9 protein-coding genes are annotated in these 9,545 nt (G+C 59.7%); 6 read left to right on the top strand and 3 right to left on the bottom strand.

Features of this window, described 5'->3' with window-relative positions; genetic code table 11:
* The 6 genes from EOA32_RS27725 to EOA32_RS27700 all read left to right on the top strand — a co-directional run.
* Window positions 1-806: type IV secretion system protein (locus EOA32_RS27725; protein WP_145971367.1), on the top strand; the 806-nt coding region annotated here is incomplete at its 5' end.
* A 48-nt stretch (window positions 807-854) separates the two neighbouring features.
* Window positions 855-1,547, top strand: a complete 693-nt coding sequence (locus EOA32_RS27720; protein WP_128373411.1) for a type IV secretion system protein — start codon at window positions 855-857, stop codon at window positions 1,545-1,547.
* On the top strand, window positions 1,547-2,359 hold the full coding sequence (gene virB9, locus EOA32_RS27715) for a P-type conjugative transfer protein VirB9 (protein ID WP_128373410.1): 813 nt from the start codon (window positions 1,547-1,549) through the stop codon (window positions 2,357-2,359). Before EOA32_RS27720 ends, virB9 begins: the two co-directional genes overlap by 1 nt.
* The gene (gene virB10 / locus EOA32_RS27710) at window positions 2,359-3,585 is read left to right on the top strand and encodes a type IV secretion system protein VirB10 (RefSeq protein WP_128373413.1); all 1,227 of its coding nucleotides are present in this window, start codon (window positions 2,359-2,361) and stop codon (window positions 3,583-3,585) included. Before virB9 ends, virB10 begins: the two co-directional genes overlap by 1 nt.
* Window positions 3,566-4,585, top strand: coding sequence for a P-type DNA transfer ATPase VirB11 (virB11, locus tag EOA32_RS27705; protein ID WP_128373409.1), 1,020 nt, complete (start codon window positions 3,566-3,568; stop codon window positions 4,583-4,585). Before virB10 ends, virB11 begins: the two co-directional genes overlap by 20 nt.
* A gap of 2 nt (window positions 4,586-4,587) precedes the next feature.
* Entirely contained in the window at window positions 4,588-6,564 is a 1,977-nt protein-coding gene (locus EOA32_RS27700; RefSeq protein ID WP_128373412.1) for a type IV secretory system conjugative DNA transfer family protein, read from the top strand.
* A gap of 193 nt (window positions 6,565-6,757) precedes the next feature.
* Here the strand turns inward: EOA32_RS27700 and EOA32_RS27695 are convergent, their stop codons facing one another.
* The 3 genes from EOA32_RS27695 to EOA32_RS27685 all read right to left on the bottom strand — a co-directional run.
* On the bottom strand, window positions 6,758-7,525 hold the full coding sequence (locus tag EOA32_RS27695) for a GNAT family N-acetyltransferase (RefSeq protein WP_128373408.1): 768 nt from the start codon (window positions 7,523-7,525) through the stop codon (window positions 6,758-6,760).
* A 176-nt stretch (window positions 7,526-7,701) separates the two neighbouring features.
* A complete protein-coding gene (locus EOA32_RS27690) occupies window positions 7,702-8,847 on the bottom strand; it encodes an SEC-C domain-containing protein (protein ID WP_189407424.1) in 1,146 nt (381 codons plus the stop codon).
* Between the two features lie 299 nt (window positions 8,848-9,146).
* A partial coding sequence (locus EOA32_RS27685) for an RES family NAD+ phosphorylase (RefSeq protein WP_128373406.1) occupies window positions 9,147-9,545 on the bottom strand: 399 nt, incomplete at its 5' end.

Genomic DNA, 9,545 nt, shown 5'->3' with positions numbered 1-9,545 from the left:
TTGCCCGCGTCATCATTATATTCATCCTCGTCGGCACCTGGTCCAATTTCGACGCGCTTGTCTATGACTGGCTGACCAAGGTGCCGGAGGCCGCCGGCCGCGCCGTGCTCTCCGCGTCGGGAACTGGCGTGACCGAGCCGACAAACGGCCTTTCCCAAATCTGGAAGACAGCCAATGTGGCGGCCTCGACCTTTTCCGAGCAGGCCGGTTATTTCTCGGTGCTGCCGGCGCTGATCGGCATGGTCATCATGGTCTTTGCCGGCCTCTTCGTCGCGATCGCGCTTGGCATCCTGGTGCTCGCCAAGGTGATCCTCTGGGTGCTGCTCGGCACCGCGCCGATCTTCATTTCCTGCATGCTCTTCAATCCGACCCGCAACTACGCCATCGGCTGGCTGAACCAGTCGCTGCTTTACGCGCTGATCCCGCTCTTCGTCTACGTCATCGCCGCCTTCCTGATTGCGGCCATGGCTCCTGAGCTCACCAAGATCAACCAAATCTCCGGCAACCGGGAGCTGAAGCTCAGCGACTTCGCCGCCTTCATCATGCTTTGCCTCGCCGGCTCGTTCGTTCTGATCCAGATCCAGTCGCTTGCCCAAGGCATTGTCGGCGGCCTGGCGACGCCGATCGGGCAGCGATCCCGCTCCTTCACCGACCGCGGCATCATGTTCGGTCGCATGGCGATCGGCACATCATCACGGCAAATGCAGGCCGCGGTTCATCGCGTGCAGGCGCAGCTTCATCCGCCGCGCAACATGGCCCGCGAGGCCATGCAGCGCGCCATCACAGCTAATGGAACGCCCGGATAGGCGCTCGAGCCCGACCAATGAGTGTCCGAACCAACCTCGACGGAAAGCATGGCAGACAGCACCGACGACAGACTGCGATCGTACTTCCAGCAAGGCGATATCTGGGAGGCAGAGATCATCAAGCGGGCGAAACGCTCGAGCCGCATCGCCTGGTTCTTCGCTCTGGTGTTTGCCAGCATTGCAGCACTCAGCCTTCTGGCGGTCGTCCTGATGCTGCCGCTCAAGAGCTTCGAACCGTACCTGGTCGAGGTCGACAGGAACACCGGCTACATCGAGTTGAAGTCGGGCCTGACCCGGCCGGCCAATCTCACCGAGCAGGAAGCAGTGACGCAGGCCAATGTCGTACGCTATATCCGCAGCCGCGAGGGATACGATCCCTACGCGATCGAGGAAAATTTCGGGATCGCAGCACTTCTTTCGACAGGCGATGCCGCCCGCGAATTGCAGGCGCTCTACAGCGCCGCCAATCCGCAAAACCCCGCCAAAGTCTATGGCAAGCTGAAGCGGGTCCTGGTCGACGTCAAGTCGGTCAGCTTTCCAAACAATTCGACGGCGATCGTGCGTTTCTCAACCACGGAGAAAAGCGAGACCGAGGCCGTCGACCGTCATTGGATCTCCGTCGTGCGCTACCGCTACACCGACACGCCGATCAAGAACGAATGGCGTTTCGAGAACCCGCTCGGCTTCCAGGTCTACGACTATCGCCGCGACCAGGAGACCGTGACGCCGGGGAGCCCGTGATGAGGAAGGGAGTGGTCCTCGCCACGGCATTATGCCTCGTCGCCTTCGGCTCCGCCGCCATCGCGGCGCAAACGCCAAAAGGCGGGTCTCTCGATCGACGCATCACCAGCGTGGTCTATCAGGAGAACAATGTCGTCCAGGTCTTCGCCACCTACGGCATCTCGACCATGATCATTTTCGACGAGGACGAGAAATTCCAGACGATCTCGCTCGGCGACACCGAAAGCTGGCAGGTCGTCCCGGCCGATAAGGGCAACATCCTCTTTGTGAAGCCGATCGCCAAGAACGTGGCCACCAACATGAACGTCGTCACGGACAAGCGCATCTACTATCTGGAACTGCGCGACAACGCTCCGGAGGCGGGCAGGGAAGTCTTCGGCATCCGCTTCGTCTACCCTGAAAAGAATCTTAATGCGGCGCTGCGCAAGGAGGCCGAGCAGCGCGCTGCCTGGCCGAATATTGCCGGCATCGACAAGGCCAACGTCAATATCGACTATTCATTTTCCGGCGATGCGCGGCTGAAGCCGTTCATGATCTTCGATGATGGCGCCAAGACCTTCTTCAAATTCGACCGTCGTGTGCCAGCGATCTTCGCCGTCAACCCCGATTTCTCGGAGACGTTGGAAAACTTCCGCAAAGAGGGCGACTACATCGTCGTCGACGGAACGGCCACGCAGTTCACCCTTCGCGACGGCGACCAATGGGTCTGCATCTTCAATCTCAGAAAACCCGATTTCGGCGCGCCTGATCCCGGTATCCTTGGACCGGTCGAGGATCTTCATGCGACGAAGCGCAGGAGGAGCGGCAATTGATCCAGCGCACTCCTGAGCTCGAGGTCCTGGCGAGCCGCGACGAGTCGGCGATCGCGGACAGAAGCGTTCGGCGCAAGCAGCTCATCGGCGGCGGCGCGCTCATCCTGATTGGCATGGTCGCGGGCTATTTCGTCGTTGCCGGCGGGCGGCCTCAGCAGCGTGATATGCTCACCGGCGACGAAGAGTTCTCCACCACCACGTTTCGGCCGCCATCCTTTGTGCGCGATGGCGAGCCGCAGCCTAAACCGGCGGAGCCGGAAGTCCTTCAAATCCCGCCGCCACCCCCACCGCCGGCGAAGGAGGAAGAGCGTTCCGACACGACGGAGTTCAACGTCCCGCCTCCGCCACCGCCCGCGGGGGCGCCCGCACCTGATACAGCAGCGCTACCGCCTGAGGATGAATTCCCGAAGCGCTACCGCTCGAACATGGTCGTCTTTGACAACAAAGGCTCGAGCGGCGAGCAGCTTGGATCGGCGGCTGGGGAAGGGCAGGGCGCTACGGTCGCCGGCGAGGATCGCAACAGCAAGTTCCTGGCGGCGGCGATCAGTCTGGGCGACCGCACGGCAAAGGCGAGACAAATCGACCGCATCGATGCGCTGGTGCCGGAAGGAACGCTGATCCCCGGCATTCTGGAGACCGCCATCGTCAGCGACCTGCCTGGCCAAATCCGCGCCATCGTCTCACAGGACGTCTATTCCTTTGACGGGCGTCGCGTTCTCATTCCGACAGGCACGCGCCTCATCGGCGAATATCAGTCCGACATCGTGCGCGGCCAAAAGCGGATCTTCGTAATCTGGACAAGGATGCTGCGCGATGACGGCGTCAGCGTTCGTCTCGATTCCATCGGCGCCGACAGCCTCGGCCGTTCCGGCCTGACGGGCCAAGTCGACAACAAGTTCCGGGAACGCTTTGGCGCGGCGATCCTTCTCTCGATCGTCGGCGGTGGCGCCAGCTACCTGACCGGCTACGGCAGCCAATCCGTGAACAACAACAGCGACAACGGTCAGCGCGCAGAGGACATTGCCCGCACCACGCTCGCGCAGACCTTCTCCGACATGGCCAACCAGGCCCTCGGCGACAGCCTCAAGATTCCGCCGACCATCAGCGTAGCGCAGGGCGAACGTATCTTCGTTTTCGTGCGGCAGGATCTCGACTTTTCCGCGCTCTACGATGATCCGGTATCCGAGGCGCTCAAGGAGATCCATCATGAACGTGGTCTCAACTGAGTTCAGCCGCAGCGATCGCCACTATTTTCTCTACCGCGCGCTGGAGCCGCTCAAGCCATTTCGCGATGATCCGCGTGTCGTCGAAATCTCGATCAACCGGCCAGGCCAAGTCTATGTCGAGCGGCTGGGTGACGAGCATATGGCGTCCTTTTCCGTGCCGGAGCTGACGACGGCAGAGATCGTCAACATCGGCGAACGCGTCGCGGCCTCGACGAACCAGTTCATCAGTCCGGCTAGCCCGGTCCTAAGTGCCGCCTTGCCGACCGGCGAGCGCATCCAGGTCGTTCTGCCGCCGGCGGCGCCCGATGGAGGCGTCGTCTCGCTGCGCAAGCAGGTCGTCAGCGATTTCAGCCTCGACGACTATCGCGACAAGGGCGCCTTCGACCATGTTTCCGTAGCCATCGGTGGCGTGAGCGATGTCGACCGCGAGTTGATCGAGCTTCTGCGCAAGGAGAATTTCTATGGCTTCATACGGTCCGCGATCACGAACCGCGTCTCGGTCCTCATTAGTGGCGGCACCTCGAGCGGCAAGACGACTTTCCTCAATGCCTGCCTCAAATCGGTCGACGAGCGTGAGCGCATCATCACGCTCGAGGATACGCGGGAGCTGTTTCCGCCGCAGCCGAATGCCGTGCATCTACTGGCGTCAAAAGGCGACCAGGGTACCGCCAGCGTGACGATCCAAAGTCTGCTCGAGGCCTCGCTTCGAATGCGGCCCGACCGCCTGTTCGTCGGCGAGGTAAGGGGATCGGAAGCATTTTCCTTCCTTCGCGCCATCAACACCGGGCACCCCGGCTCGATGACAACAGTGCATGCCGATACCCCGCTCGGCGCTTATGAGCAGCTTGCGATGATGGTCATGCAGTCGGGCCTCTCAGCCGCTTACCCGAAGGCGGACCTGATCTCCTACATCCGAAGCGTGATCCCGATCGTCATCCAGCTCCGCCGCGACGGCGGCCGCCGCGGTGTTTCGGAAATCTACTTCGCGCGCATGGCATGAGCATGACCGGCTCCCTGCGCCTCGCCTATGCCCTGTTCTGCCTGGCGATCGCCTTCGCCATCTGGCTGATTGGCTATGGCCTGGCGCTGAAGCTCCTCTATAGTGACGGCCGCATCCTCCAAGCCACGATCACCACGAACCCATGGGCACCTCTTCAGCAGTTCGTGCTCTACCCCGACAATCCTGTCCTGCGGCGGGTTGGTCTCGGAGCCGCCGTCCCCGCGCTCTTCGTCGCCGGCATTGTCGCCTATGTCGGTCTGCGGCCCGTGTCCAATCCGCTCGGCGACGCACATTTTCAAAATGCCATGTCGCTTCGCCGCGGCAAATGGTTTCGACGTAAGGGGCATATCCTCGGGCGGTTTGGCCGCCAGATCCTGCGTGCCGATGACGAGCGTCATCATCTGGTCATCGGTCCGACGCGCTCGGGGAAGGGAGCTTGCTACGTCATTCCGAACGCGCTCACCCATGAAGGGTCCATGATCGTCACCGACCTCAAGGGCGAGATATTCCGCTCGACCGCCGGCTATCGCAAATCGAGAGGCAACCAGGTTTTCCTCTTTGCGCCGGGATCGGACCGGACCCACCGCTACAACCCGCTGGATTTCATCCGAACCGACCGCGGGGACCGCACCACCGACATTCAGAACATCGCAAGCATTCTCGTTCCCGAAAGCATCGATTCCGAAAACTCGATCTGGCAGGCGACGGCACAGCAGGTGATGGCCGGCGCGATCAGCTACATCAACGAGAGCGTCTTTTATCGCGGTCGCCGCAATCTCGGCGAGGTCACGGCCTTCTTCAACAGCGGCGTGAACCTGCAGGCGCTCATGGGCTTGATCAAGGAGAAAGAACCAAACCTTTCGCGCTTCACCGAGGAAAGCTTCAACGCCTACATCGCGCTTTCAGAACGCGCCGCAGCATCCGCGCTGCTCGACATCCAGAAGGCGCTGCGACCGTTCCGCAATGAGCGGGTGGTCGCGGCGACGTCCGTCACCGACATGGACCTGCGCGCCCTGAAATACAGGCCGATCTCGATCTATCTGGCGCCGAACATCACTGACATCACGCTGCTAAGACCGCTGTTGGCACTTTTCGTCCAACAGACGCTCGACACGCTGCTGCTTGAACATGATCGCCGATCGCTGCCGGTCTATTTTCTCCTCGACGAGTTCCGCCAGCTAAAGAAGCTCACGGAGATTACCAGCAAGCTGCCCTATGTCGCCGGTTACAACATCAAGATGGCTTTCATCGTCCAGGACTTGAAGAATCTCGACGAAATCTATGGTGAAACTGCCCGGCAATCGTTGATGGGCAATTGCGGGTACCAACTCGTGCTTGGCGCGAACGATCAGGCAACGGCAGAAGCCGTGTCAAAGAGCCTTGGACGGCGTACCGTGCGCTACAGGACGGAGTCCCGAACGATAGAGCTGATGGGCCTCCATCGCCGCACCAAGGTGGAGCAGTTGAGGGAGCGCGACCTCATGATGCCACAGGAGATCCGTCAGCTCCCTTCCGAAAAAATGCTTGTGTTGGCCGAAGGCCAGAATCCAGTCCTTGCCGACAAGCTACGCTTCTTTGCCACAAAGCCATTTCGAGAGCAGGAGGCTTTCTCACGCAACCACGTCCCCGCTGTGCCCGCGACGGAATTCTTGCCCCCGAGGCCCGTGCCTGCCACCACCGAGACCTTTGGGAATTTGGGAGAGGGGAAGCAAATCCCATCTCATCCACCACGTACTATCGCGGCAACTGGCTCGTCGTCGGAAAGCACCGATAAGAAAGCCACAGCGCCCGTCGCGTCTGGAAAATCGGGACATCGAGGTCCCTCAGAACCGGCTCTCGAAGCTCGTTTCGACTCAGCTGCGGCTCGACTGAAGACATTAGTGGTCGCCAAATCTAAGGAGAGTGCGAGGGATTGGTCGGCCATTTTTGATGAGACTGTCCCGGACGCAAGTCCGGAATTTGGGTTGGAAGTCGCTTGACCCTCCAGCTGGCTCATTTAGCTGGGTTTCGCCAGGCGACCGCGCATCGTCCCCCAAACGTCGATGCGTATCTTCTGATCTGCCCGCCAACACAGCGCACAACTCCTCATCGAACTGTCCAAGTTGAACAATTTAAAGTTGCATAAGATAGCTTATGGAACTAAGCAATTGATATCGTTCGGATAATCGTCATTTATGTTAAATCCGCGCCCACCGGCGGACTGAACCGCTTGGCGATCATTGAATAGTTATTGCCTTCCTCGAATCCGAAGGCCTTCGTGTTCTCGTCACCTAACCATCCCTCGAATACGACCCGATCACCTATCTGAACCTGGACATGGCGGTCACCGCCGGGCCTGCGGCCGTTTATTTGATCGTGGCAAATCTCGGACAGCAGGATTTGCCTGTCTTCCACGATGCACGGAATGTCCACGCGTTTGTAAGGCGTGCCCCTGTACCAGCCCACCTCGTCAAAAAAGCTCACGGTCAGCATGCGGTCCGCCTGCCGCGGCAGTGGCAAAGTATGCCGTAGCGTCATGTAGAGGTCATTCGGAGACCCAGCGTCCGGGGAAAAGCCAAACTTAGACCAGAACCTGCGCGACTTTTCAGAGATGCATTCGACGTGGAGGAAGCAGGCTTCGTTCGTGTTTGCACGTTCCAAAACCAGCCGCACGATCACCGTCCCAATGCCCTGCCCTCGGAAGTCCGGATGGACCTCGGTGATGCCAGGCGAATTAAACTCCCCCAGGTGAAAGGCGACGGCTTTTCCGCCGACTCGAACGACCTTCAGTTCGCCATTCTCGAAGCTGTTTCGTATCACCCGAATATTGCACCAGAATCCTCTCTCAAAGCCTTCTGACCAGGCATCTGCCGAAAGCCGTGCCTGATAGACCTCTTCCTCTTCCTGAAGCCACGACTCGATGAAATCCAAGTCCTTCTGCTCTGCGACAACCAGTTCCATATCTCACCCCTATCACACATCCCACTATGCCGAGGGCGATGTCATGAAGGCGCTCGAAGAGATGATGTTCTCAATGGCCACCTTCAGAAAAAGCTCGACGGCCGGCCAATGCCCGATACAGCGAAGCGCGAACAGTCTCCGCAAATTCGTGCACTCAAATGTACCGGCTTTCCGCATTATGCAGCTTGGCTATCATTCCGCCGGACGCCGACCCGGAACCTCCGGGTGATCTTCCATTCGCCAACGTTCACTCCATCATCTAGGAGCGGCTTGGCGATCTGGCTGCGGAACGGATTCGCCGATCGCGCCATCCGTTCCACCAGCGAAACACTCGTTTCTGCGGGCAGCGATTCCCACCAGTTGGGTGATATGTGCACATTTTCGAAATACTCGAACATCAGCCTCACCATGGCCGAAGATAGCTCGGCGTCGTCGATCGCCTCGACCGACCGGGCGAACCGGTCACAAACCTCGTCGTCGCAGGCGAGCCATTGAAACACTACGGCGCCACCGCTGCCGGTCGCAAATGATGTAAATGACATTGATGCAAGACGGCCCGGCGCGGCGAGATCCTGCAACATATCGCCGGCGAAATCCGTCGAGGGCATCCATCCGGCTGCGCACATCACAGGTGGCGGCTCTAAAAATTCGACGACATAAGCACGCACGCTCGCAAAATCCCGCTGAAGAAGGAGCCTGTCATACTCGGCCTTCTGGGCTCGGGTATCAGCGAGACCGGCCGCTATCCCCACTTCGTACAGCTTGTTGAACATCTGCATTCCGACCTGGTCGCTAATATCTCGACCGCGGTCGGCCGACCTTTGGACGGGCAGCATCCGGGCCGCGCTCTCCTTGGTATAGGCCTCACGAGCGAAGGCACGGTAGCCGAGCAGGAAGCATTGTTCCGGCGTGGCCGAAAACACTGCTTTCTCGAGCGGCGCAAAGATCGCATCGTCGTGGGTCGAGCAAAAGCCGGTGAAGGTCGAGGCACTTCGCACGCCCACAAGCTCGGGCTCAAGCTTGCCGTTGTATTTGGTCAAATTCTGTAGAGAAGGGACAAACGCGTAGACATGCCCATCGCGGGCGATGCGGTTCAAGCTGCCCGATCGAGGAACGGTGTGGGCACGGATGATCTTGCCGCTACACTGCTGATGGTCGGCTGTCGGAGCTGAGCAGAGGGGCGTTCGAAATTCTTCCCGGAAAGCCTTTTCGGCTTCCCAAGGTTGCAGTGGCACCTGTTCTTCGCGATGAAGATGGCAATGCTTGAACTTGCGACCCGATCCGCACCAGCATTTTTCATTGCGGCCTCGGCCGACACCCATAAGCATCCCCAACTGTTCGTGAGAGGACGGCCTGCCAAAATCCGGCCCCAGCCGCCACTGCGATCGCTGCAGATGCAAAGATTGTTCGCGAAATCAATGATTTCAAGCGGCTGACGCGAACCGGATCCCAGATTTCTGCCGGCGGCAAGAAATCTCCTCGCCCCTACGCAGCGGGCACAGCTCGCCTGCTTTTGCCCCAGCCCTTCCCGCGCAGGAACTTCTGGCCTTCATATTTACCAGCCCTCCCAAAGCCTGTCTTTTTTCTGCTGACGTAAGATTTTAGGGTTCGATCTCGATCATCATTCCCTAAGTAGACGGACATCCAGCTCGAATCGTTCGGCGCGAGCGATCCGCATCGTTGCAGCCGCAGAATGGCGTGGATTGAGAAGGACATTGCGGTCAGGGCTATCCGCGATCGGTACAATTGCCGACGGAACAAAGAGCAGCGCGGTATCATTTGCGGTGAGCCATTCGTCGCCAAGGCGCTGCGTCATGGCTTCCTGTTGGCGCCAATCTGCAGGAAGATCACCGACGGATCGATGCGATGCCGGTATCTCATCCGGGATATCGTATGCCACCATGGCGAGCGCCGGCAGCAATGCCGGGTCTTCAACGTGGACAAGCTTCTCCAGGATGCAGAGCGAGGGCGACGTGGCGGCGTAGGTGACTGGATGCCCGACCGTCTTCCAGCGGCCATC

This window comes from Mesorhizobium sp. M1A.F.Ca.ET.072.01.1.1 (assembly GCF_004023325.1).
Taxonomy (GTDB): domain Bacteria; phylum Pseudomonadota; class Alphaproteobacteria; order Rhizobiales; family Rhizobiaceae; genus Mesorhizobium.
This window is presented reverse-complemented; position numbering and strand designations above follow the sequence as displayed.